Source organism: Neobacillus sp. GCM10027624 (assembly GCF_042675345.1).
Classification (GTDB): Bacteria; Bacillota; Bacilli; order Bacillales; family Cytobacillaceae; genus Neobacillus; species Neobacillus cucumis_D.
This window is the reverse complement of the sequence record NZ_JBHTHD010000023.1, coordinates 53,910-79,555: the sequence shown is the minus strand read 5'-3', so window position 1 is coordinate 79,555 and position 25,646 is coordinate 53,910. Positions and strand designations below refer to the sequence as shown.

The following is a 25,646-nucleotide window of genomic DNA, read 5'->3' as shown; positions in this document are numbered from 1 at the left end:
TAAACGAATTTAATCATGTGGCTTAAAGGAGGTATTAGGTTGATGATTCGTTATTTTGTTCAATTCTTCACACTATTACTGTTCTATTCAATTGGGAATGGTATTGTATCATGGTTGCAACTTCCAATGCCAGGAAGCGTTGCGGGATTATTTCTTTTATTTCTCGCCCTGAACTTTAAAGTTTGTGAACTCAAGTGGGTAGAAGCAATTGCCCAATTGCATATTAAGCACATTACACTGCTATTTATTCCATTTACTGTCGGCATATGGAAAAGTATTGGGATTTTCCAATTGGAGGGAGCAAAGCTTGCCGTGGTTCTGGCAATAAGCAGTTTGGTTGTCCTGCTTGCAACTGCAGTTATTGCAGAAACCATAGAAACAAGAACAAAAAGGAGGAAACAAGGTGGAAAAATGGATTGAAAGTTTATTCATATGTACTGGGATCACGTTACTAAGTTATATTGTAGGTGTACGTGTTTTTCAAAAATTTAGTAAGCCTTGGCTAAATCCATTATATACAGTGACAGTTTTTATTATTAGTGTATTGTCTTTGCTTCACATGAATATGAAGATTTATACTTCCGGGACGGGGATTTTTTCACTTCTATTAGGAACAGCCACTGTTTCTCTTGCCGTACCTTTATATAAGCAGATTCTTCTCATAAAAAAATATCTACCGGTTATTCTTTCGGCTGTGTTTCCTGGAACGGTATTGGGCGTTGCTTCAATTGTTCTTTTAACAAAAGCACTCCATTTAAACCAAAAAATCATGGTTTCCTTACTACCCAAATCAGTTACCGCTCCTATTGCCCTGTCGATTTCCAACTCACTTGGAGGAATTCCATCACTAACAGTCCTTTTTGTTTTCACCTCAGCCATTTTTTCACTGATCATCGGTCCACTCCTTTTAAAACACGCCCGGATCAAAAGTGGTGTTGCAAAAGGACTAGCATTAGGGACATCAGCACAGGCAATAGGAGCCAACCGTGCCTTTGAGTGGGGGGAATTTGAGGGTGCGATGGGAAGTATTGCGATGATCATTGCAGGTGTGGTGATGTCACTATTAACACCTCTTCTTATAATGCTATATCTTTAAAGATTGCATAAACCATGATTTCCCATATACAATTAGGTTAGTCTATTTCCTGATGAAGGAGGGGAAACGATGTTATTATCAATGGAAACAAAACTTCAATACCACCACTGGGCCAACCGTACACTATTAGAACATATTAATCAATTAGATGAGGAGGTTTTTATTAAAGAAGTTAACAGCATTTTTCCGTCACTTGCAGCCATTTTTGAACATATTTATTCTGTTGATTCTATGTGGCTGAAACGAATTTCCGGTGAAAAAACACCCGTTTTAGAAGCGATAAAATTTGATATTCCGTCCATGGCCATTCAAGCATTTGATCAACTTCATCACCAATTCAACCAACTTTATATAATAGAAGGAAAAATTTCGTATCAAAATTCAAAAGGTGAATTTTTTCAAAATGAGCTTTACGAAATCATTGAACACCTCAGCAATCATGGGACCTACCATCGCGGGAATGCCTCAGCAGTGCTCCATCAACTCGGACATAATAGTGTTTCTACCGATTTAATCTTTTTCCTTAGAATGGTTAACAAATGATTAATAGTAAATTCTATTCAATTAATAATAAATTACAAACAAAAGGGCATCAGACATTGATGCCCTTTTTCCATTTTGTCATATCTTCCTGCAGAATTATTTTACAATTTGTCTAATGAATGCGCTTTCTCACTTGGATATAATATTTAAAAAGAATAACAATTTGGAATGTTGGGATATTTGTCGCATTCCAAATGATTCCACCGTTGGTAAAATAATATTGTAGTAGAAAGTAGGTGATACTTCCCGATTTATATTTGTCGAAATAAAGGAAACATAAAAGTTTTAAATTTCGGACAAAGGGTGTGTTGAATTTGAGTCAAAACCAAGAGAATTTGAAAAAAGAGTTAAAAATTCGCCATATTACGATGATTTCCATCGGGGGAGTAATCGGTGCTGGCCTTTTTATGGGAAGTGGTGCCGTTATCCACTCTGCTGGCCCTGGTTCGATTATCTCTTACGGACTAGCCGGGCTGCTTGTCATTTTCATCATGAGGATGCTTGGGGAAATGGCTACTGTTAATCCGACAAGTGGATCTTTTTCTACATATGCACGTGAAGCGATCGGCCCATGGGCCGGATATACCATAGGTTGGCTTTATTGGTTCTTCTGGGTGATCGTAATTGCGATCGAAGCAACAGCAGGAGCAGCCAATATACAGTACTGGTTCCCAAATATCCCAGCCTGGCTATTAAGCTTAGTTTTAACGATTTTATTAACCCTCACCAATGTTTACTCTGTAAAATCTTTTGGTGAATTTGAATATTGGTTTTCTTTCATCAAAGTTGCAACCATCACTTTGTTTCTAATCGTTGGTCTCGCGGTTATATCTGGTCTTATGCCCGGCGTGACAGCTCCAGGGGCTTCTAACTTAACTGGCTTAGGTGGATTTATGCCGCACGGGATCAGTTCCATTCTTCTTGGAATTACGGTGGTCATTTTCTCGTTTATGGGTACCGAGATTGTTGCTGTTGCCGCAGGGGAATCCGCAGAACCTGCAAAAGCCGTTCGAATTGCCACAAATAGTGTTATTTGGCGGATTCTTATCTTTTATATCGGATCGATTGCAGTTGTTGTTACCTTGCTTCCTTGGAATTCTGCTAATCTTTTAAAAAGTCCATTCGTTGCCGTCCTTGAGCATGTTGGAATTCCTGCGGCAGCACAAATAATGAATTTTGTTGTCTTAACGGCAGTCCTTTCCTGTTTAAATTCAGGCCTTTATACCAATTCACGGATGTTGTATGGAATGGCGAAAACAGGGGATGCACCAAAAGCGTTCTTAAAGCTTAGTAAAAAAGGTGTTCCGGCAAATGCAGTGCTTTTTGGAACGGTTTTTGCTTACATTGGTGTCATCTTCAATTATTTTTCACCTGATAAAGTCTTCCTCTTTCTAGTAAATGCTTCAGGGGGAATAGCCCTATTAGTTTACCTTGTAATTGCTGTTTCCCATTTAAAAATGCGACGTAAAGTCCAGCGCGAGAATCCTGAGCTTCTTAAGGTAAAAATGTGGTTATTCCCTTATTTAACCTATGTGACCATCGCAGGGATTATCGCCATTTTAGTCGCAATGGTCTTTATTGACTCCATGCGTTCACAAGTACTGTTAACCTTACTTATTGCTGTACTCGTAGTTGCATCTTATTTCTTCATTCGCGGCAAAAAAGGCGATGCTGCTGAAATCGATGACAGCGACATTTCTACCTCTAAGACAATTAAAACATAAATCCTACTCGTATAAATGTTAATGGCTCAGGTATTTTCTTCCTGAGCCTTTTTCCCCTTTCTTAAGCTCATTCATTCTTGATTTGGTTATTTTATTTTTAAGAGTTTGAATATTCTTTGCAATCTCTTAATAAAGTATTACAAAATATTCATGTTTGTTTCATATCGGCTTTATTTTGTTTCGGTACGATTTAAAGTGCAAAACAAAACCAAAAAGGCATAGAAAAACATGAGGGGGGATTGATTATGGGGAAAAGGTCACTGTTTAAGATGGCTGCGGTTGGATTACTATCCGTTTCACTTATTGCAGGATGTTCTAGTTCATCATCATCGGGGACAAAAAAGGATGACAGCAGCAAGAATCTTTCCATTGAGGAGATTACGAAAAAGGCACAAAAAGAAGGAGAAGTAAATTCAGTTGGAATGCCAGATGCATGGGCAAACTGGAAACAAACTTGGGACGATTTAAAATCGAAATACAAAATTAACCACACCGATACCGATATGTCGAGCGCAGAGGAACTTGCAAAATTTGAATCAGAAAAGGATAATGCCACCGCTGATATTGGTGATGTAGGGATTAACTTCGGTCCGCTTGCAAAAGAAAAGGGCTTGACGCTTCCATACAAAACCTCTTATTGGAATGATGTCCCAGATTGGGCCAAAGATGATGAGGGACACTGGATGGTGGGCTATACGGGTACCATCGCTTTCATTACAGATAAAACAAACGTCAAAAACCCACCAAAAACCTGGAAGGATTTAGTGGATGGCGATTATAAAGTAACGGTTGGAGATGTGTTGAAAGCAAGCCAGGCCCAATTTGCTGTATTGGCTGCTGCCTTTGCTAATGGTGGAGATGAAAAAAACATCCAGCCGGGTGTAGATTTCTTTAAAGATTTAGCTAAAAAGGGCCGCTTAGTCACAACGGATCCTAAGTTAACCGCGTTAGAAAAAGGAGAGGTCGACGTTGCTTTAGTTTGGGACTTTAATGGTCTTGGATACCGTGACCAAATTGATCCGAATCGTTTTGATGTGGTCATTCCAGAAGAAACATCCGTGATGTCAGGTTATGCTTCTGTTATTAATAAATATGCCAAACATCCTAATGCCGCCAAACTTGCTAGAGAATATATTTTCTCAGATGCAGGGCAGGCAAATCTAGCACGAGGATACGCACGACCAATTCGTCAAAATGTAAAACTTCCGGAGGATGCCAAGGCAAAGCTTCTACCGGATGAAATGTACAAAAATGTAAGACCGGTAAAAGATATGAAGGCGTGGGAACAAACAGTTCAACAATTATTAGATTTATGGCAAAGTCAGGTGCTTGTTAATGTCAAATAAGCTTATTTTTATCATGTTGGATGGGTTACGCTATGATACTGCTAGCAGCCAGATGGGCTATATGCATCATCTGATAGAAAAAGGAAACGCTTCACGGTTTAAGGTGAAGTCGGAGTTACCGAGTCTATCACGCCCGTTATATGAGGTGTTACTAACCGGGACTCCTGTCGTTAAAAATGGAATTACCACCAATCAAACAGTCAGGTTGTCACATGAAGAAAGTTTATTCCACTTAACAAAGAAAAATGGACTGAAAAATGCAACGGCATCTTATTATTGGGTAAGTGAACTTTATAATTCAGCTCCTTTTAATCCAAGTACTGATCGGATTCAATTAGATGGCCAGAAACCGATTGAAAGAGGAATTTTCTACTGGGAGGACCATTATCCTGATTCGCATTTATTTGCCGATGCTAATTATCTTCTTCAATCATATGGACCAGATTTCCTCTATGTTCATTCGATGAATATTGATGATGAGGGCCATAAATTTACGGCCGATTCTCCGCAGTATCGAAATCGGGCGATTGCCGTTGATATGATTTTAGCAAGTGTCCTGCCAAAATGGCTGGAAGCAGGATACCAAATTATCGTTACGGCTGATCATGGGATGAATGATGACGGCCAGCATGGGGGAACGACTGCGGCCGATCGTGATGTACCTTTGTTTATTGTTAGTCAAAGAGTAAAAGCAGGAATATATGAAGAGGAATTACCACAATTGCAGATTGCGCCTTTAGCATGTGAATTGTTGTCGATTCAACCGTCTGCGGCGATGCAAAAGCTATCCATACCAATCCTAAAAGGGGCGCCTTCTTTGTAAGAAGGCGTTTCTTCGTAAAAATGAGTTCCCTTAAAATCACCGTGCTTGCGGTTTTTAGAAAGGAGTTTTCCGATTGAAACGTGTTAATGGCATGTTGATTGCCAGTATCATTCCTTTTTTTCTCATCATTCTTCTCTTTTTATTTGTCCCGCTAATTTTTATGATTTTAAGCAGCTTTCAGGGGAATGGGGGAACAGGTTTTACCTTTGATCAATATAAAGAAATTATTAAAAATGTTTATTATCATCAAGCCTTTAAAAATAGTATTTTAATATCACTTTTTTCGAGTCTAATAGCCATTATTCTAGCTGTGCTCGCAACCTATTCGATCACTCTTTTTTCTAAAAGTATCCAGGATCGTATTTTAGTTTTTGCCAATATGACCGCAAATTTTGCGGGGATTCCACTCGCATTTGCATTTATTGTTTTATTAGGAAACAGCGGATTATTTACCTTGCTATTTAAATATTTTGGCTGGGACATGCTGAGTCACTTTAATTTATATTCGTGGTCGGGAATGGTCCTTATTTATGTTTATTTCCAATTGCCTCTAGCGGTTATGATGCTTTATCCCATCTATCAAGGAATTCAAGCCCAGTGGAAAGAGGCTGCCTTCCTGCTCGGAGCCTCACCCGCACAATTTTGGCTGAAAATTGGGGTTCCAATTATCAGCCCAAGTATCGCCGGAACTTTTAGTATTCTGTTTGCCAATGCCATGGGTGCTTATGCCTCAGCCTATGCCCTGGCTGGAAGTACGTATAATCTCGTTACCATTAGAATTGGTGCCTTAACAACCGGTGATATTTTTGCAAAACCGGAGCTGGGGAGCGCAGTTGCCTGTATTTTAGGAGTTACCTTAGTGATTGCCTTGCTAATTAATGAATGGTTAACCAGAAAAATACGGAGGGATTTATCATGAAAAAACCATTCTATCATTATATTACAATTACAATCGTCCTCCTGTATTTATTGGTCCCGCTATTAGGAACGTTTCTCTATTCATTTGCTACTTCCTGGCACAAAACAATTCTTCCTGAAGGAATGACCTTTAAATGGTATCTCGATCTATTTGGCGATGTTCGTTTTTTAAGCTCGTTAGGCCGGTCCCTGATCATATCTTTAGGTTCAACGATTATTACACTAGTGATTATGGTTCCCGCGATATTTTCGATTGTTCTTTATGCGCCAAAATTAGAAAAATTAATTCAGTCACTGATTGTAATGACGTATGCCATGCCGGGAATTATTTTGGCGGTAGGTTTAATCCGCGCTTACTCAAATAGCGGTATTTCGATGGTAGTTGTGACCATGGGGGCCTATTTTGTAGGGATTCTTCCTTATATGTACCAGGGGACGCGGAATTCCTTGCGAAACATTCACGCTGAATCTTTAATGGAAGCAGCAGAAATGCTGGGTGCAAGCCGTTTAACGGCATTTTTGAAAGTAATTGTACCAAACATCATGTCGGGAATACTTGTATCCGCTTTGCTTTCGTTTTCCATCCTGTTCGGGGAATTCGTCCTGGTGAATCTATTAGTGGGAGGCAGCTTCGAAACAGTCCAAGTCTATTTATATCAAAAATTAAACCAAAGCGGGCATATCGCAAGTGCTATAGTCGTTTGTTACTTTGTGTTAATTAGTATTCTTTCTGCGATTATGGTGAAAGCGACTCGTACCAAAAAGGAGACTGTCTAAATATGAGTTTTGTAACGATCGAAAATCTAAAAAAATCGTTTCATCAAGAAACTGTGTTACATTCGATCAACCTTTCGATTAATGAGGGGGAATTCGTTACCTTGCTAGGTCCGAGCGGCTGCGGAAAAAGTACACTATTACGTTCGATTGCCGGTCTGTTAACGCCTGAAGAAGGGTTGATTTATATTGACCGTAAGAATGTGACAAATGCAAAACCTAAAGACCGGCAAGTGGGGATGGTTTTTCAATCGTATGCATTGTTTCCTAATATGACAGTTCAAGAGAATATCGAATTTGGCTTAAAAATGAAGAAGCTTGATCAGCAGACGATTACAAGGAAAGTGGCACGTATTGTTGAATTAGTAGAATTGGGTGGAAAGGAAGCATCCTATCCGCGTGAGTTGTCAGGGGGACAGCAGCAGCGGGTGGCACTCGCACGTTCCCTTGTGACCGAACCGAAAGTTTTGTTGCTCGATGAGCCTCTCAGTGCCCTTGATGCACAAATTCGGAAAAATTTACAAAAACAGCTGCGGACGATTCAGCAGGAGCTTAATATGACTACTGTTCTTGTCACCCATGACCAGGAAGAAGCGATGGCAGTAAGTGACTATATTTATATTTTAAATAATGGAGTAATTGCTCAAAGCGGTACTCCGCATGAAATTTATACCCGCCCGGCAAACGAATTTGTTGCAAGATTTATTGGAAATTACAATGTTCTAACAGGTGAGCAATTATCAAAATTATTTGGGAATATGGAGACTTTTTCAAATAATTTGTATGCGATTAGACCGGAAGCATTCAGTACAGACCCTTTGCACGAGGCCTATGAAATTTCAGGTGAAATTAAAGCTGCCATGATGCTCGGAAATATAACACGTTACGAACTTGATGCCAATGGAGTAACGGTTACGGCGGATCATTTACACAAAAATGATGCGAGTCTGCAAAGAAATCAACTCCAAAAACTCTATCTTCATAGAAAGGATGTGATTCCATTATCATGAGCGTTATGTTAAATGAACGGCAGCAATACATTTTGGAGCAGCTGGACCGTGAAAAAAAGGTTCTTGTAGCCTCGCTTGCAGAGAAATTGGGAGTTGCTCCTGAGACCATTCGACGGGATTTAGATACATTGGAAAAAGAGAAGAAATTAAAAAGGGTACACGGTGGAGCAATAAAATATCATCAAAACAATCAGGAACCTCACTTTGCAAAAAAAATGAAGGTTAAAACGGGTGCGAAAGAGGCAATTGGCAGAAAAGCCGCTGAGTTCATCGAAGATGGGGATACGATAATGATTGATGTCGGTACCACCACGATTCATCTTGCAAAAGCGATTTCTGGTGTGAAAGACGTAACAATTGTGACGAATTCCTTGGCAGCGGCAGAAGAGTTAAATACCCGTTTAGAGAACCAAGAATTTGATGGGAAAATTATTGTTCTTGGCGGTATTACCAATCCAACCCAAAAATCAATTGTCGGAGCTATGACTTGTAAAATGTTGAAGGGGTTCCGATTTGACAAATTATTTTTATCGTGTGGCGGCATTACAATGGATGATGTAAGTGATTTTGATTTTGAAGAATGTTTGGTTTCATCAACGATGATTGAACGGGCCAATCAAGTATTTCTTCTTCTAGATTCCTCAAAAGTAGATCACGAGTCCTTTTATAAGATTTGTTCGTTATCAACGGTCGATTGTATCATTTGTGATAAAGAGATGCCCACAGCATGGAAACAAAACAAATTGGATCAGAGGTTACAATGGGTGCGTGTAGAAGGTGGGGACTTGGATGAAGGTTGATTATCATTTGCATTTAGAAGAGGGGCCTTATTCATTTCGCTGGCTTGACAGGACAAATAGGGCCATGAATTATTTCTCCCCCATTGATGGGAAGGCTCACACAATTGAGTGGCTGCATCAAAGTATGGCGCGTTTAACTGAGCGTGTCCAAAAGGGATCGTATGACTCCTCTTGGATTGATTTATATTTAAAAGAAGCGAAAACAAAAGGATTGCGGGAAGTAGGGATTGTCGATCACTTGTATCGTTTTAAAGAAACAAGGCCGTATTTTGAAAAGTATTTGGATTTAGGGGAAACCGCCCTTGGAAAGATGCAGCGAAAATGGCTGGACCAAGTGATGACAGAATCAATGGAGGATTTTGTTCGGGCGATTGCGGATGCGAAACAACGCTGGGAAGCAGAAGGGATTACTCTTCGTTTAGGAATTGAAGCGGATTATTTTCCCGGGGGAGAGGAGTGGCTGCAGGAACTGCTTGGGTCTAACGAATGGGATTATGTGATTGGTTCCGTTCATTATCTGTATGGTTGGGGCTTCGACAATCCAGAAACGCAGCAGCGATTTTCTGAGTTTCATTTGGAAGCCCTTTATGAGGATTTTTTCAATGTAGTAGAGAAGGCAATCCGCAGTAAGCTTTTTTCCTTTGTTGCTCATTTGGATAACTTAAAGGTGTTCAATTATCGTCCGGAGGAAAGCCTTCTATTGGGTCATTACGAAAAAATCGCCAAAGCTCTGGTGGAAACGGATACAGCAACAGAAATAAATGCCGGTTTATATTATCGCTATCCTGTTAAGGAAATGTGTCCTAGTCGAACCTTTTTAGATGTATTAATTCAAAAAGGTGTTCGCTTTACCACCTCATCTGATTCGCATTTTCCAGATGATATCGGTGCCTATATTGATTTGAACACAAAAACACTTTTGGAGAAAGGGATAAAAGAAATTGCTACTTTTGAAAAAGGGAAAAGAATTATGAAACAACTAGGCTGATGACACAGTGCCTGGCACCATGTGAAAAATTCACATTGGTGCCAGGCACTGTGTTCAATTTTTCACTAAGTAATTTTCCGATATCAATGAATTATTTTGGATTACTAAACAATTATGAATTTATAAATTTTTCTGAAAAATATATTGAAATCGATTTCAAAATGGATTAAAGTGGAGTTGTATCGATTGGTTGAAATCGATTTCAACGCTCAAACCAACTTGAATAAAGGGGGGAGAAGGGGGGATTTGTTTGGCAACAATTGCCGATGTAGCAAAGAGAGCAGGGCTTTCACGAGCGACCGTTTCAAGGGTGCTCAACAATCATCCAAATGTAACGGAGGATAAAAAGAGATTGGTTCGTGAGGCAATGGAGGCATTAAATTATGTCCCAAACACAACTGCTCAGCGACTGCGAAATCAAAAAACAGATACCATTGCCATTTTAGTTCCAGTTCTGACAAACCCGTTTTTTGCGTACCTGCTGGAAGCGATGGATATGGTCGCAACTCAGAATCATCTTCAGTTACTGATTTGCCAAACGAGATACAGCAAACAGAAGGAACTAGATTTTCTCGAGTTATTACGAACAAAACAGGTGGATGGATTAATCTTAACCTCGTACGAAAATGAATGGAAAAAAATTGAGCCATATGCAGAACTTGGTCCTATGGTGTTATGTAATGAATATGAAAGACAAACAAAGGTGCCGGTAGTCCGAATGGATCAAGTGGAGGCAAGTTACATAGGGACACGGCATTTAATTGAGCAAGGTCATGAACGAATTGCTTGTACAAACGGTGATAAAAGTAATCTTGGAAAGGACCGCCAAGCGGGTTATCGGAGAGCGTTGGAGGAATATGGTCTTCCGATCCACCAAGAATGGGTATTTTCCAATGTTTACGATATTGAGGATGGAAAAAGGACCTTGAGAACCATCATGAATATGAAGGACAGGCCAACAGCCGTATTTACTGGCAGTGATCAAGTAGCAGCGGGAATGATCATGGCAGCGAAGGCGCTTGGAAAAAAGGTTCCGGACGATATCGCAATAATTGGTTTTGATGATCAACCCATTGCCCATGTTGTCGAACCCGCGTTGACAACCATCCGACAGCCCATTGAAGAGATGGGAAAAACAGCAATGGATGTGATGATAGATGCCATTGCCCATAAAAATCAAGATAACCACCTAGAGATTCTATTACCTTTTGATTTGGTAATCAGAGATTCAACCATGTCAAAATTGAAATCGATTTCAAAATAGGGGGAAAAACATGAAAAAGTCGAAAAAAGCCAAACTGTTAGCTGTATTTGCCACATTATCACTGGCCCTAGCTGCTTGTAGTTCAGACTCCGCATCAACTACAAAGGAAAAGCCGGCTAATGACAAAAATAAACCGGCTTCTGAGCAAAAAGTGAAATTGATCTATGCTCGTGGAAAGGATGTTACACAGGGAACAGCCAAAATGGTGGAAGCCTTTGAAGCATCCCATCCTAATATTGATGTAGAGTTCCGGGAAATGCCTTCCGATACCGGTCAGCAACATGATGCCTATATTACGGCTTTTAACGCAAAATCTTCTGAAATTGATGTCATTGATATGGACGTTATTTGGCCTGCCGAATTCGCCCAGGCAGGATATGTCCTTCCACTCGACCGCTTTATCCAGCAGGATGGAATTGATTTAAATGAATACAATCAGGGTGCTTTAGGTGCTGCCCAGTTTAATGGGAAGCAATGGGCATTGCCAAAATTTGTCGATGCTGGCCTATTATTCTATCGAAAAGATCTTGTAAAACCAAATGAAGTCCCAAAAACATGGGATGATTTATTGAAACAAGCTAAGGCCAAAAAAGGTCAAGGGAACACGAAATTTGGTTACGTGTTTCAATCCAAGCAATATGAGGGACTTGTTTGTAATGCTGTAGAATTTGTTGGATCTTACGGTGGTGCCTTCATTGATAAAGACGGTAAAGTTGCCGTAAATAGCCCTCAGGCCATTAAAGGTTTGAAAAAACTAGTTGAGATTGCTAAATCAGATGCTGTACCTGGAAACGTAACGACTTTTACTGAAATTGAGTCTGACCAAGCCTTTATCGAAGGTCAAACAGTATTTTTACGCAACTGGCCATATGAATATGCCAGTGCAAACGATAAAACAAAATCTAAAATTGCGGGTAAAGTTGGCGTAGCGCCGCTTCCGGCAGGTGACAAAGGCTCTGCAGCAGCATTAGGCGGCTGGATGGCTGGGATTAACAAGTATTCCAAACATCCGAAAGAAGCATGGGAATTCTTGAAGTTTATGGCAGGTGCAGAAGGACAAAAAATTGACGCGATATACGGCGGTCATGCACCAACGATCACCAAGCTATACCAAGATCCGGAAATTTTAAAAGCCAATCCTACATTTGCAGACAAAGGGTTTGTTGATGGCCTAAGTGCTGCGATTTCACGTCCAGTTGCACCAAACTATCCTGAAATATCTGAGATTATCCAAGTTAATGTTTCAAAAGCTATTGCCGGCGAGTTAACAGTTGAACAAGCAGTGAAGAATATGGAAAAAGAGATGAAGGAAAAGATGGGACAATAAGTTTTTTTAGAAGTAGGATTAGCCTTCAGGAGCGAAGGCTAATCCCTTTCCTCAAAAAGCCAAAGGAGGGATAAGCCCTGAGAATGAATCCTGAATCCCAAAATAGACCAGCGATAAAATCAGTTGCATCACCAAAGAAACGTAAAGGCATGTTTACAGAAAAAACAGCAGGCTATTATCTCGTTGCACCTGCTTTGATCTTAATATTTCTAATCGCCATCTGGCCGGTAATCCAATCCTTTTACTTCAGCTTGTTCGATTTAAAATTAAACAATCCTGCTAAATCAGAAGTACATTTAAGTTATCAGGTGGATCTTGAACGATATCTTAATAACTTTCCATTTTTTATTGGGGCACTTAATACTGAAATTACGAAGGGAAATGCTTCCGATAAACTTACAGCCATTAAAGAAAACCTGCAAAAACTAGACCAAAAACTCCAAAGTGATTCCAACCTCAAAAAGCAATATAAAACTGTAAATGATAAACTCATGAATTTTGAGCAAGTACCAAGCGAGCTTAGTTTAGCCAAGATAGACAAGAAAACGGCCGAAGAGTTGAATAAAACAGCTAAGTCCGTAAGCAGTGAGTTACTCAAAATCTCTAAAACTGTAAATTTCACACAAGAGAAAAAACTCCTTGGTTTAGCCTCAGGGTATGGGGATGCAATCATTGAACCGAATTTTATCGGCTTAAAACATTATAAGGACGATCTAACAAGTCCACGCATGTGGAAGGCAATGGGAAATACAACTATCTTTACCGTCATTTCTGTTTTTGTGGAATTAGTCTTAGGACTTGCCATTGCCCTTTTAATTAATAAAGCGTTTTTTGGAAGAGGGCTCATTCGCGCTAGTATTTTGATTCCATGGGCGATTCCAACTGCCGTATCTGCTCTCATGTGGAAGTTTTTATATGATGGTCAAAATGGTATCGTTGCGAAACTTTTTGAAACCTTCGGGTTGGTAGATAAAATGGAAAAGCTGCTTGTAACCGATACAGGAGCGATGTTTTCCGTGATTTTTTCAGATGTATGGAAGACCACTCCTTATATGGCCTTGCTGCTATTGGCTGGTTTGCAGACGATTCCGTCATCCCTCTATGAAGCAGCTTCGATTGATGGTGCTGGAAGATGGAAGCAGTTTTTCAAAATTACCTTACCGCTTTTAAAGTCTAGTATTCTTGTTGCTCTTTTGTTTAGAACGCTCGATGCGTTCCGTGTTTTTGACTTAGTCTATGTTCTTACCGGCGGTGGACCTGCTAACTCTACAGAAACGATTTCAATTCTCGCTTATAAAGTCATGTTCTCTCAAACGAATTTTGGTCACGGTTCAGCCCTCTCTGTCATTGTATTTATCTGCGTAGCAATTATTTCGATGATTTATATCAAGTTTTTAGGCAGGGATTTATTAAATGACAGGTAAGGGAGATTTAATTGAACAGCAAATTTTAAGGGAGGAAGTTTAACATGGAGAAAAAAGCGAGTCCATTCTTTTATGTGTTTCTTGTTGGGTTTGTATTTGTTGTCATGTTTCCGTTTTTATGGATGCTGATCAGCTCCGTAAAACCGCCTTCGGAGTTATTTGGAGACAAAGCATTTACTCCCTACACGGCACACCCGACCTTGGAGAATTACATATCTGTTTTTGCAAAGCACCCATTTTTACATTATTTATGGAACAGTACCGTTGTTGCAACCGTTACAACCGTTTATACCATTATTGTGGCTTCGTTTGCAGCCTATGCGATTGCCAGACTACAGTTTAAAGGAAAAACCGTAATCCTTGGAATCGTTTTGTCCGTATCCATGTTTCCGCAAATCGCAACCATTTCACCGATCTATATTTTCTTGAAAAATGTTGGTCTTACAAACTCTTACTTAGGGTTAATTATTCCCTACACGACCTTTACACTTCCGCTTTCGATTTGGATTTTAGTGACTTTTTTTAGAAAGATACCGCTGGATCTAGAGGAGGCAGCTAAAATTGACGGTGCTTCCTTAATGCAAACCTTTTGGAAAGTGATCATGCCGCTTGCCGTACCGGGAATCTTTACAACTGCTATCCTTGTCTTTATCGCAGCCTGGAATGAGTTTTTATTTGCGCTAACCATCAATACGGATGAAAAATATAAAACTGTGCCGATTGGAATTGCGATGTTCCAAGGCCAGTTTACGATTCCATGGGGCGAGATTGCCGCTGCAACAGTAATTGTAACCATTCCGCTTGTGATCATGGTCCTTGTTTTCCAAAGGAGAATTGTCTCCGGGCTAACGAGTGGATCTGTGAAAGAATAGTAGATTAGGAGATGAATAAAATGGTGAATGTGACAGTTTGGAATGAAAATCGCCATGAACAAAAAAATCCTGTAGTCAAAGAAATTTATCCGAAAGGAATTCACGGTGCGATTGCCGGATTCTTATCTGATGCTGGGTTTGATGTGAAAACCGCAACATTGGATGAGCCGGAACATGGTTTAACGGATGAGGTTCTAGGAAGTACGGATGTCCTTGTTTGGTGGGGGCATCTTGCCCATCATGAAGTAGCCGATGAGATTGTTGAAAAAGTGCATCTGCGTGTACTGGATGGCATGGGCTTAATTATCCTTCATTCCGGACATTTCTCAAAGATTTTCAAAAAATTAATGGGTACCTCTTGTGATTTAAAGTGGCGGGAAGCAGATGATAAGGAACGAATCTGGGTGGTCGACCCTAGCCATCCCATTGTAGATGGTTTAGGTGAAACGATTGAACTTGAAAAGGAAGAAATGTACGGGGAACATTTCGATATTCCCGCGCCAGACCAATTAGTTTTCATCAGCTGGTTCGAAGGCGGGGAGGTATTCCGCAGCGGCTGTACCTATCATCGTGGGAATGGCAGGATTTTTTATTTTCGACCTGGTCATGAAACCTATCCAACCTACCATCATCCTGATATTCAAAAAGTGATCACAAATGCGGTGAAATGGGCAGAGCCGGTGAAACGAAATCGACCTGTTTATGGGAGTGCCAAACCATTAGAAACGATTTCAGTAAAATAACGAAAGAGGAGGAAAGCAAATGAGTAAATTAAGAATTGCCGTTATTGGTTGCGGAAGTATTGCCAGGCACCGTCATTTACCGGAATATGGTGCCAATTCAAAGGTTCAGATTGTTGCAGTGTGTGACATTGTCAAGGGAAGGGCAGAAGAAATAGGTGGTCAATATGGGGCGAAGGCTTTTACTAATTTTGAGGAATTGCTTTTAGAATCCGAGATTGATGCTGTATCCGTTTGCACCCCTAATTACCTACATGCTCCGATTTCCATCGCTGCATTAAATGCAGGCAAGCATGTTCTTTGTGAAAAGCCAATGGCTACATCGAACGAAGAAGCGCTAGCGATGATTGCTGCCTCAAAGTCTAGCGGAAAAAAACTTATGATTGCTCATAATCAACGTTTTGTTCCTTCACATGTAAAAGCCAGAAAACTAATTGAGACCGGGGAAGTTGGAAAAATCTACAGCTTTAGAACGGCATTTGGCCATCCAGGTCCTGAAAAATGGAGTGCAGATGGAGCGCGCAGCTGGTTTTTCAAAAAAGAACAGGCATTTATTGGTGCGATGGGTGACCTCGGTGTCCATAAAACAGATTTAATCCGCTATTTACTTGGCGAGGAAATCGTTGAGGTTGCCTCATTCGTCGAAACAAGTGCAAAAACGAATATCGATGTTGACGATAATGCGGTTTGTATTTTGAAAACAGAATCTGGAATCGTCGGGACACTTGCGGCAAGCTGGTCCTATGTGTCTAAGGAAGATAATTCTACGATTATCTATGGAGAAAATGCGATTCTAAGATTGGAGGAGGATCCTAATTTCTCATTGATTGTTCAATATAAGAATGGAGAAACCGTTAAATATGAACTAGGGAAAATCCAATCAAATGAGGAAGGAGGACAGAATAGCTCACATGTAATTGAGAATTTTGTTAACAGTATAGTAAAAGATACTGAGCCGGCGATTTCGGGTGAGGAGGGAATGAAATCTTTACAGGTCATTTTAGCTGCCCTTAAATCCAATGAAACGAAACAATTCGTGAAGCTTGGCACAAAGTCCGTGGCTAAATGAGGTGTTTTAGATGAGTAAACTACGAATTGGGATTATCGGTACCGGCGGAATTGCGGTCACCCGCCATATTCCAACCTTCCTGCAATTAAGTGAAACGACCACGATCGTGGGAGTCTATGATGTTGATCATGCACGAGCCGAACAGATTGCTTCGCAGTTTAATAGTTTTAAAGTGTATCGATCCTATCAAGAAATGCTTGGCGATGTTGATGCTATTGTAATTTGTACACCAAATAAGTTCCATGCAGAAATTACCATTGCAGCTCTTGAGGCTGGAAAGCATGTCCTATGTGAAAAACCAATGGCGCTGACCGTTGCAGAATGCCAGCAAATGGAATCAGCCGCAAAAAAGTCAGGAAAGGTTTTAGCTGTTGCCTATCATTACCGTTTTATGAAAGAAGCTCTCGCTGCTAAAAATATCATCGAAGCAGGTGAAATTGGCAACCCTCTAGTAGTTCGCGTTCAGGCATTACGCCGCCGTAAAGTGCCGGGCTGGGGTGTTTTTACCAATAAAGAATTACAAGGGGGTGGCAGCTTAATTGATTATGGCTGTCATCTCCTTGATTTGGCACTTTGGTTAATGGGGGATGTAGAACCGATAGAGGTTTCTGGGACTGTATACAATGCTTTAAGTAAAACCGCTGGACAGGTAAACCAGTGGGGGTCATTTGATCATCAAACTTTCAATGTCGATGATCATGTTTCTGCCTATATCAAATTTGCAAACGGTGCATCAATGCTTTTTGAAACATCATGGTCGAATAATATTAAGGAAGATGTTGTTGAAAATGTCAGCATATCCGGTGACAAAGGCGGCTTAGAAGTTTTTCCTCTTCGTTTGAACTATGCCAAACATGGAATGTTGTTTAATAGTCAAGCTGTTTGGATTCCTGGAGAAGATAAGCCAGATCGCCCTCAAGCAGAGAATTTTATTGCGGCCTGTCTTGGGCACGCTGAGCTGGTGGTAAAACCTGAGCAAGCAGTTAGAGTATCCCAAGTCATAGAAGAAATCTATAGGAGCAGTCAGATATAGGGCAGGATTTATTTTTAATTGAAAGGTAGTGAGTACAGTATGCAGCTTGGTGTATTTACGGTATTGTTTGCCGAAAAGAAATTTGAAGAAATGCTTGATTATGTGAAAGATTCCGGTCTAAATGCAGTAGAAATTGGGACCGGGAACTATCCCGGTAACGCCCATTGCGACCTTGATGGGTTGCTTGAAAGCAAGGAGAAGCGTGAAGACTATCTGAAAGAGATCGATAAACGAGGCTTAACGATTAGTGCCTTTAGCTGTCACGGTAATCCGCTCTCGCCTGATAGGGAATTTGCTAAAACATCACATGAAACGTATGTAAAGACCGTACAACTGGCAGAATTAATGGGGGTTCCCGTTGTAAATTGTTTTTCCGGCACTGCTGGTGACCATGAAGGTGCAAAATATCCAAACTGGCCAGTTGCCCCGTGGCCAAGTGAATATGGTGAAGTATTAAAATGGCAATGGGAAGAAAAGCTTATCCCCTATTGGAAGGAATGGGGGAAATTTGCTGAGGATCGAAATGTGAAAATTGGTCTTGAGCTCCATGGCGGTTTTCTCGTCCATACCCCCTATACGCTGTTAAAGCTAAGGGAACACACCTGTGAAGCGATTGGTGCGAATTTGGATCCGAGTCATTTGTGGTGGCAAGGGATTGATCCGGTTGCCGCGATTAAAATCCTTGGTAAAGAAAAGGCCATTCATCATTTTCATGCAAAAGATACGTATATTGATCAGGAAAATGTCAATATGTACGGTCTTACTGATATGCAACCGTATGGAAGTGTGCAAACAAGGGCCTGGTCCTTCCGTTCAGTTGGCTGCGGTCACAGTCTGCAGGATTGGTCCGACATGATGAGTGCACTCAGAACATTTGGTTATGATTATGTTGTCAGTATTGAACATGAAGATCCATTAATGTCCATTGAAGAGGGATTCAGGCGGGCTGTTCGCAACTTAAAAGCTGTTTTGATTGAAGAAAAACCATCTTCTATGTGGTGGGTATAAGATTGTTTTGGCTCGCTATAGTTAAAGCGGGCCTGTTATTTTTTAAAGAGGAGGTTTGTTATGTCAAAACTAAAAGGCCAAATTGCTATTGTTACGGGAATAAGTCACGAATTGGGCATTGGTGCTGCGATTTGCCGTAAGCTTGCCGCTGGCGGGGCCGATCTATTTTTTTACTCATTGGAGAGCAGCATGGGATTGGACAAATAGGTTTCAGGAAGAAATGCGTGGGTTGGGAGTCAACTCTAAACATAAGGAGATTGATTTAGCAAAAGCAAATGCTGCTTCCGAAATAATGGACAGTGTCCTTGAGGAACTAGGGTGCCCGACTATTCTCGTAAATAATGCGGCGCATTCTGAGAGGGATGGGTATAAGAGCTTAACTGCAAAATGTCTTGATGAGCACTATGCAGTGAACATGAGGAGTACCTTCCTGCTTTGCTGCGAATTTGCCCGACATTTCGAACTGAATGGAAAGTCTTTTGGCCGGATAATTAACATTACATCCGGTCAAGGATTAGGACCGATGCCCGGTGAGCTGGCATATGCTGCGACGAAAGGTGCCATCTCTGCCTTTACAATCACCCTGTCTGCAGAGTTAGCACCACTGGGAATTACCGTGAATGCCGTTAATCCCGGTCCAACCGATACGGGTTGGATGACAGAAGATATAAAAGCGATTCTAACGGGAAAATTTTTAATGGGCCGGATTGGCCATCCCGAGGATGCGGCCCAAATAGTTGCCTTTCTGGCATCAAAAGAAGCAGCCTGGATTACCGGCCAAGTCATCCATTCAGAAGGAGGTTTTTTGAGAAATTAATCATAATAGAGTAGAAAGTGCCAGGCGCTATGTGAAAAATTCACATGGTGCCTGGCACTTTGCTCATTATTTCACTTAGTATCTAGACAATACCTATTAAATTATTAGTAGAGCAGAAAAAGTATGACAGAACAAAAAGAAAAAAGGAAAAACAAATAAAATGTGTTGCAATTACTTGTTTTTCGTTTTATATTTAGTTTAAATATTAAGAATATTTAAACATCTATTAATAGAAAGAGGGATGAACATGTTTAGCAAACTAACAGAAGTTAGGCAATTTGACGCACCAGGTTAAGATTTTAGTAGGAATTTGTAAGCGCTCACACCTTCTGTCTACCAGAAGAAATCAAGTAATTCCAACCACTGCATGAATCCCAATCACGAAACTATTCATCTAAAAAACTCATTTCTTCCAGATCCTTCATTTTCCCAATAATGGGTGCACTTCTCTTTTAAACCATAAAAAATTAAAAAGGGGTTGTTTAAATGAAAAAATTGGCTCTACTTATGAGTGCGATTCTGATCTTTTCCATTTTTGCTGCCGGATGCAGTTCGAAAAGTTCATCAGGAGGGAAAAAGGAGGAAATCACGGTGTACACGGCAATTGAAGATAACCAAATTCCTGCCTATATCGAGTTATTCAACAAGGTCCATCCGAATATTGAGGTAAAGCTGGTTAGAGACTCAACCGGTATTATTGCTGCGAAGCTGTTAGCGGAAAAAGATAATCCTGTTGCCGATGTAGTCTGGGGTCAAGGAATCACCAGCTTAATTCCACTCGATGAGGCTGGTTTGCTAGAAGCATATAACCCGAAAAATATCGACCAAATTATGCCGACCTTTAAGGATACAGCAAATCCTGTACACTGGGTCGGAATGGATGGATATATGGCTACTTTTGCGGTTAATACCGTTGAATTAAAGAAAAAGGGCCTGCCAATCCCACAATCTTATCAAGACTTATTAGATCCAAAATATAAGGGACTCATTTCCATGCCAAATCCGGCTTCAAGTGGTACTGGATTTTTAACAGTATCAGCACTTTTACAGCTAATGGGCGAAGACCAAGCCTGGGATTATATGAATAAGCTCCATGAGAATATCGGTATTTATACTCATTCCGGTTCAAAGCCGGCGAAACAAGCAGGAGAGGGAGAATTTCCAATCGGGATTTCATTTGACTACCCAAGCTTTAAGGAAAAAGAGTCAGGTGCACCAGTCGAAGTGGTATTCCCTAAAGAAGGTTCAGGTTGGGAAATGGAAGCAACCGCACTCATTAAGAAGCCAAAAATCAAAAAGGCAGCTAAAACCTTTATGGATTGGGTAACAACAAAGGATTTCTTGCAGCTGGTGAATAAAAACTTTGCCGTTGTCTCAGAGGACCTAGGTAACCCGCTGCCAAATGGTTATCCTCAAGATCTACTAGATAAACAATTAATTAAAAACAACTTCCAATGGGCAGGGAAACAGCGGGAGGCTATTTTAGCAGAATGGACGAAACGTTATGATTCCAAGAGTGAACCGAAAGAAGAGTAACGTTTAACCATCTTTAAAAGCAAAGAAAACTTTGCAAAGTTGGATTATTCATATACTTTGCGAAGTTTTCTTTTCCGATTTGAATCTAAAAACAGAAAGGGGTCATTAAATGGAACAGCTGCTGGATATCCAAGATGTAACGAAAACCTTCGGGAAATTTGTGGCGCTTGACCATGTTAATTTTTCAGTTAGCAAAAAAGAATTTGTCTGTTTACTAGGGCCGAGCGGCTGTGGGAAAACGACGTTGCTGCGGATTATTGCCGGCCTCGAGGAACCAAATTTTGGTTCGAAAATTTTACTAGAAGGAAAGGATATTACTTCATCCCCTCCTTCAAAAAGAAATTTTGGAATTGTTTTTCAATCCTATGCCTTATTTCCCAATTTGACAGCCTACCAAAATATTGCTTATGGACTTAAAAACAAGAAGCTATCGAAAAAAGTGATTGACGAAAAAGTTCGTGAAGCACTTTCTCTTGTTCATTTAGAGCATATTAAGGACCGTTATCCAGCGCAATTATCCGGAGGTCAGCAGCAGCGGATTGCCTTAGCAAGAGCGCTGGCGTTATCCCCAACCTTCCTGCTCTTAGATGAGCCATTGTCAGCTCTTGATGCAAAGGTTCGACTAAAATTGCGAATTGAGATTCGTAAATTACAAGAAAAGCTGGGAATCACCACCATTATGGTAACGCATGATCAAGACGAAGCATTGACAATGGCGGATAAAATTGTCGTGATGAACAATGCGAGATTAGAGCAAATCGGCACACCACAGGAAATCTATGAAAATCCGAAAACACCTTTTGTTGCTGATTTTATCGGAACAGTCAATATGCTTGCTCATGAGGGAACAACCGCTGCCATTCGGCCAGAACATATTCAAATTATGGAAACTCCCTCTCACACTAGTATTCAAACGGTTGTAAAAGCGATGGAATTTCGCGGGGCTTTTTATCGGTTATTTTTGGACATTACCGATCCGAACTATCAGGTTGAGGACGGACTACTAGCCGTCGATGTATCCGCCTCAGTAATTAAAAAGCTAAATATTGATAAAGAAAGTGTTTTGAATGCAGAGCTGCCGCACAACCATCTCGTTACATATGCCTAAGCGGTTCAGGTAAATATGCAATCAGGTAGAGGTGGAAAAGAATGCTGAGGTGATAATGTTGATTAGTGAGGAACAAGTAATAAATCCACCAGAGGTTCCAGTACAAAGTAATGTACATCGAAAGAAAATCCGCCAAAAGACCGGTAAAATGGAATGGTTTCATAAATCATTAATTGTCCTGATGCTATTAGGACTAATTATTGGAATTGTCCTGCCGTTAATTCAGTTATTTTTTGAAGCACTTAAGGATAAAAATGGAGCATATGCCGGCTTTGTCAATTTTGTTCATTATTTTCAAACCCCATCTCTCGTTCAGTCCATGTACAATACCTTAAATATTTCAATTTTAACAGGAGTAATCTCGGTAGTGCTGGCATTTTTCTATGCTTATGCATTAACCCGGACGCAAATCCGCTGGAAGGGTTTTTTTAAATATATCGCTTTTCTCCCCTTGTTTGCCCCTACGATGATGCATGGAATTGCGCTGATTTATTTATTTGGTAATAAAGGGGTATTCACAACAGGCTTTTTTGGCTTTTTTGAAAAAATATTTGGAACTCCTGTCGGAATGGATATCCATTTATATGGGCCTGTCGGAATTGTAATCTCTGAAGTCATCTACACCTTTCCACAAGCGTTTTTAATTTTAATGGTGGCGATATCTGTTACGGATTACAGGCTTTATGAAGCAGCGGAAACACTTGGATCAGGGAAAATGAAGAAGTTTTTTACGGTAACGATTCCCAGTATTAAATATGGTTTGGTTAGTGCCTTTTTTGTAGCCTTTATTTTAAGCTTTACAGATTTTGGGGCGCCAAAGGTTGTTGGGGCTCAATACAATGTGCTTGCAACGGATATTTATAAGCAGGTGGTCGGACAGCAGAATTTAAGCATGGGTTCAACCGTTGGGATTATTTTAATCATACCGGCTTTGATTGCGTTTCTTGCTGACCGAATGATGCAAAGGAAACAAAGTGCTTCGTTTTCTTCAAAATCTGTTTCCTATAAAATTAAGAAAAATCCTTGGCGTGACAGGGCTTACTTTGTATATTGCCTTTTGATTTCCTTAGGTGTTTTATCCTTAATCGGTGCCATCATTGCTGCTTCCCTTGTGAAGGTCTGGCCCTATAATTTTTCATTGACGCTCGAGCATTTAACTTTTAAAAACGTCTCCGGGAATGGGCTTGAGCCTTATTTTAATAGCCTTTATGTATCGCTTATTACCGCTATTATTGGTACGATGGTCATTTTCTTTGGGGCCTATCTCATTGAAAAAACAAGGTTTATGAAGGTAACAAGGCAGGTAAGTTACTTTTTATCAATTTTACCGCTGGCATTGCCTGGACTTGTTATTGGGTTAGCGTATATCTTTTTCTTTAATAAACCGGAATTTCATTTTTGGGGGCTGACGATTGTTAATCCGTTTCAATCCCTATATGGAACGTTTATGATTATCATCATAGCGAATATTATCCATTTTTATTCGGTCAATCTCATTACGGCAACCACTGCCTTGAAAAAATTAGACAAGGAATTTGAGCCGGTTTCTGAATCAATGAATATTCCTTTTTATAAGACATTTTTCAATGTAACGGTTCCAATGTCGCTTCCAGCTATTTTGGAGATTGGAATTTATCTGTTTGTTAACTCAATGACTACAATCTCTGCGGTCATTTTCCTTTACACAGCGGATACAAAGCTTGCTTCGATCTCGATTGTTAATATGACAGATGCAGGAGATACTGCCCCTGCAGCTGCTATGTCCTTCATCATTGTTCTCACCAATATTTTCGTTCGGGTCGCTTATGAATTTGCTACCAAGAAAATTAGAAAACGAACGCAGGCATGGCAGCAGCGATAAAAAAATCTTGTGGATGTAGAGAGCCTCTACATCTTTTTTTTATAAAAAGTACCAAGTAAAACAAATAAAAACCAATTAAATATCGAAAAAACTATTCACAATTATCTGAAAACGTGATATTCTTATTTACAAGATACGTAACGAAAGCGCTTGCAGACGTAGCTTAGTCCCAGAAAAACAGGAGGTTGTATATGTCGACAAAAGTTCATTCAAAGAAGGTGAGGGTAAAAGCATTAGTTGCTAGTTTGATAGGGAGTTCAATCGAATATTATGATTACCTTCTCTATGGAACAGTTGCTGCACTCGTTTTTAACAAGCTTTTCTTTCCAAACTTCGATCCAACCGTAGGGCTTTTAATTTCTCTGGCATCGTTTGGAATTCCTTATTTCTTTCGTCCGCTTGGAGGAGTAATCTTCAGTCATATCGGCGATCGGCTTGGAAGAAAGAAATCTTTGGTTTTAACCCTTGGAATCATGGGAATAAGCACTGCGCTAATTGGAGTATTACCAGTCTATGGCAATATCGGTCCATGGGCTCCGATATTGCTAGTAGCTCTTAGACTCATCCAAGGGATTGCCGTTGGCGGTGAATGGGGAGGCGCTGTCCTTTTAGCAGTGGAATATTCCGAGAAAAAGAAGCGTGGGTTTGCCGGGAGTGTTCCGATGATGGGTGCAGCCGTCGGGATGATTTTAGCGACAGGAACAATCTCCTTAATGAGATTGCTGCCGGATGCCCAGTTTCTTGCATGGGGCTGGAGAGTTCCGTTTGTTGCGAGTCTATTATTGGTAATCCTTGGCTTGTGGATTCGGAATGGTTTAGAAGAGACACCTGATTTTCAAAAAGCAAAAGATGAAGGAACCGTCTCCAAATTGCCGATTGCGGACACCTTTAAAAATCACTGGAAAGAAGTGATTTTAACAACTGGCGCAAAGGCAATCGAGACCGCACCCTTTTATATCTTTGCAACCTTTGGAATTTCCTACGCGACCAATACACTGAAGATGCCTGAAGGCCCTGTTTTAAATGCTGTAACCATTGGTACACTGATTTCCTTGGTCATGATTCCCACCATGGGTCATTTATCTGACCAATTTGGCCGGAAAAAAATATTCGTTATTGGGACAATCAGTGTCATTTTATTTTCCATGCCTTACTTCTTTTTGCTTTCAAAAAAATCAATCCTCTTATTAACCATTGCCGTTATGATCGGATATGCCATCTGGTCAATCATCACCTCTGTTTTAGGCACCATGTTTTCTGAAATGTTTCGTGCAGAAGTTCGCTATACTGGTATTTCAATGGGCTATCAGCTTGGCGCTGCCATCTTTGGTGGTACCGCCCCGTTAATCGCCACATCATTGGTTACCGCTTTCCATGGTTCCTGGATTCCAGCTGCACTCTATTTGATGCTTCTCGGAGTCATGTCCCTTATTTGTGTTAGTCTTATGAAAACCATGAGTGATAAAGAATTAGATAAGCCTAGAAAACAATCGAAACCATCGCTCCAAAAAGCGGCTAATAAATAAAGAAACCTTTACCTTAAATAATATTTTTAAAGGAGAATA

23 protein-coding genes and 1 pseudogene are annotated in these 25,646 nt (G+C 40.4%); all 24 read left to right on the top strand.

Features of this window, described 5'->3' with window-relative positions; translation table 11 throughout:
• Positions 1-42 precede the first annotated feature (42 nt).
• The 24 genes and pseudogenes from ACFQZ9_RS27310 to ACFQZ9_RS27195 all read left to right on the top strand — a co-directional run bounded on the left by ACFQZ9_RS27310 (position 43) and on the right by ACFQZ9_RS27195 (position 25,607).
• Positions 43-420: a CidA/LrgA family protein gene (locus tag ACFQZ9_RS27310; RefSeq protein ID WP_498946747.1), complete on the top strand. Its 378-nt coding sequence runs from the start codon at positions 43-45 to the stop codon at positions 418-420.
• Positions 404-1,096, top strand: coding sequence for an LrgB family protein (locus ACFQZ9_RS27305; RefSeq protein ID WP_498946521.1), 693 nt, complete (start codon positions 404-406; stop codon positions 1,094-1,096). The genes ACFQZ9_RS27310 and ACFQZ9_RS27305 overlap by 17 nt, the downstream gene beginning before the upstream one ends.
• A 69-nt stretch (positions 1,097-1,165) precedes the next feature.
• On the top strand, positions 1,166-1,639 hold the full coding sequence (locus ACFQZ9_RS27300) for a DinB family protein (protein ID WP_498946520.1): 474 nt from the start codon (positions 1,166-1,168) through the stop codon (positions 1,637-1,639).
• Positions 1,640-1,953: 314 nt separating this feature from the next.
• Positions 1,954-3,363, top strand: a complete 1,410-nt coding sequence (gene gabP, locus ACFQZ9_RS27295; protein WP_498946519.1) for an amino acid permease — start codon at positions 1,954-1,956, stop codon at positions 3,361-3,363.
• 245 nt (positions 3,364-3,608) lie between these two features.
• Positions 3,609-4,709, top strand: a complete 1,101-nt coding sequence (locus ACFQZ9_RS27290) for an ABC transporter substrate-binding protein (RefSeq protein ID WP_498946518.1) — start codon at positions 3,609-3,611, stop codon at positions 4,707-4,709.
• On the top strand, positions 4,699-5,532 hold the full coding sequence (locus tag ACFQZ9_RS27285) for an alkaline phosphatase family protein (protein WP_498946516.1): 834 nt from the start codon (positions 4,699-4,701) through the stop codon (positions 5,530-5,532). The genes ACFQZ9_RS27290 and ACFQZ9_RS27285 overlap by 11 nt, the downstream gene beginning before the upstream one ends.
• Before the next feature lie 73 nt (positions 5,533-5,605).
• Positions 5,606-6,451 (top strand): ABC transporter permease, encoded by an 846-nt coding sequence (locus ACFQZ9_RS27280; RefSeq protein ID WP_498946515.1) that lies wholly within the window; start codon positions 5,606-5,608, stop codon positions 6,449-6,451.
• Positions 6,448-7,227: an ABC transporter permease gene (locus tag ACFQZ9_RS27275; RefSeq protein WP_198311694.1), complete on the top strand. Its 780-nt coding sequence runs from the start codon at positions 6,448-6,450 to the stop codon at positions 7,225-7,227. Before ACFQZ9_RS27280 ends, ACFQZ9_RS27275 begins: the two co-directional genes overlap by 4 nt.
• A gap of 2 nt (positions 7,228-7,229) precedes the next feature.
• Positions 7,230-8,234, top strand: a complete 1,005-nt coding sequence (locus tag ACFQZ9_RS27270; protein WP_498946514.1) for an ABC transporter ATP-binding protein — start codon at positions 7,230-7,232, stop codon at positions 8,232-8,234.
• On the top strand, positions 8,231-9,034 hold the full coding sequence (locus tag ACFQZ9_RS27265; protein ID WP_498946513.1) for a DeoR/GlpR family DNA-binding transcription regulator: 804 nt from the start codon (positions 8,231-8,233) through the stop codon (positions 9,032-9,034). The genes ACFQZ9_RS27270 and ACFQZ9_RS27265 overlap by 4 nt, the downstream gene beginning before the upstream one ends.
• Positions 9,024-10,022 carry a PHP domain-containing protein gene (locus tag ACFQZ9_RS27260; protein WP_498946512.1) on the top strand — a complete coding sequence of 333 codons (999 nt, stop codon included), beginning with the start codon at positions 9,024-9,026 and terminating at the stop codon, positions 10,020-10,022. The genes ACFQZ9_RS27265 and ACFQZ9_RS27260 overlap by 11 nt, the downstream gene beginning before the upstream one ends.
• A 250-nt stretch (positions 10,023-10,272) precedes the next feature.
• A complete protein-coding gene (locus ACFQZ9_RS27255) occupies positions 10,273-11,286 on the top strand; it encodes a LacI family DNA-binding transcriptional regulator (RefSeq protein WP_498946511.1) in 1,014 nt (337 codons plus the stop codon).
• 10 nt (positions 11,287-11,296) lie between these two features.
• Positions 11,297-12,613 (top strand): ABC transporter substrate-binding protein, encoded by a 1,317-nt coding sequence (locus ACFQZ9_RS27250; protein ID WP_498946510.1) that lies wholly within the window; start codon positions 11,297-11,299, stop codon positions 12,611-12,613.
• Positions 12,614-12,762: 149 nt separating this feature from the next.
• On the top strand, positions 12,763-14,037 hold the full coding sequence (locus ACFQZ9_RS27245) for a carbohydrate ABC transporter permease (protein ID WP_498946746.1): 1,275 nt from the start codon (positions 12,763-12,765) through the stop codon (positions 14,035-14,037).
• 44 nt (positions 14,038-14,081) lie between these two features.
• Positions 14,082-14,909, top strand: coding sequence for a carbohydrate ABC transporter permease (locus ACFQZ9_RS27240; protein ID WP_498946509.1), 828 nt, complete (start codon positions 14,082-14,084; stop codon positions 14,907-14,909).
• A 20-nt stretch (positions 14,910-14,929) separates the two neighbouring features.
• Entirely contained in the window at positions 14,930-15,652 is a 723-nt protein-coding gene (locus ACFQZ9_RS27235) for a ThuA domain-containing protein (RefSeq protein WP_498946508.1), read from the top strand.
• 19 nt (positions 15,653-15,671) lie between these two features.
• The gene (locus ACFQZ9_RS27230) at positions 15,672-16,718 is read left to right on the top strand and encodes a Gfo/Idh/MocA family protein (protein ID WP_498946507.1); all 1,047 of its coding nucleotides are present in this window, start codon (positions 15,672-15,674) and stop codon (positions 16,716-16,718) included.
• 10 nt (positions 16,719-16,728) lie between these two features.
• On the top strand, positions 16,729-17,751 hold the full coding sequence (locus ACFQZ9_RS27225; RefSeq protein ID WP_498946506.1) for a Gfo/Idh/MocA family protein: 1,023 nt from the start codon (positions 16,729-16,731) through the stop codon (positions 17,749-17,751).
• A gap of 39 nt (positions 17,752-17,790) precedes the next feature.
• Complete coding sequence (locus ACFQZ9_RS27220) at positions 17,791-18,759, top strand: sugar phosphate isomerase/epimerase family protein (protein WP_498946745.1); 969 nt, start codon at positions 17,791-17,793, stop codon at positions 18,757-18,759.
• Positions 18,760-18,819: 60 nt separating this feature from the next.
• Positions 18,820-19,576 (top strand): annotated as a pseudogene (locus tag ACFQZ9_RS27215) (SDR family oxidoreductase).
• Positions 19,577-20,062: 486 nt separating this feature from the next.
• Positions 20,063-21,112 carry a type 2 periplasmic-binding domain-containing protein gene (locus ACFQZ9_RS27210; protein ID WP_498946505.1) on the top strand — a complete coding sequence of 350 codons (1,050 nt, stop codon included), beginning with the start codon at positions 20,063-20,065 and terminating at the stop codon, positions 21,110-21,112.
• Positions 21,113-21,221: 109 nt separating this feature from the next.
• A complete protein-coding gene (locus tag ACFQZ9_RS27205; RefSeq protein ID WP_498946504.1) occupies positions 21,222-22,220 on the top strand; it encodes an ATP-binding cassette domain-containing protein in 999 nt (332 codons plus the stop codon).
• Positions 22,221-22,368: 148 nt separating this feature from the next.
• Positions 22,369-24,081 (top strand): putative 2-aminoethylphosphonate ABC transporter permease subunit, encoded by a 1,713-nt coding sequence (locus ACFQZ9_RS27200; protein WP_498946744.1) that lies wholly within the window; start codon positions 22,369-22,371, stop codon positions 24,079-24,081.
• A gap of 191 nt (positions 24,082-24,272) precedes the next feature.
• Complete coding sequence (locus ACFQZ9_RS27195) at positions 24,273-25,607, top strand: MFS transporter (RefSeq protein ID WP_498946503.1); 1,335 nt, start codon at positions 24,273-24,275, stop codon at positions 25,605-25,607.
• Positions 25,608-25,646 lie beyond the last annotated feature (39 nt).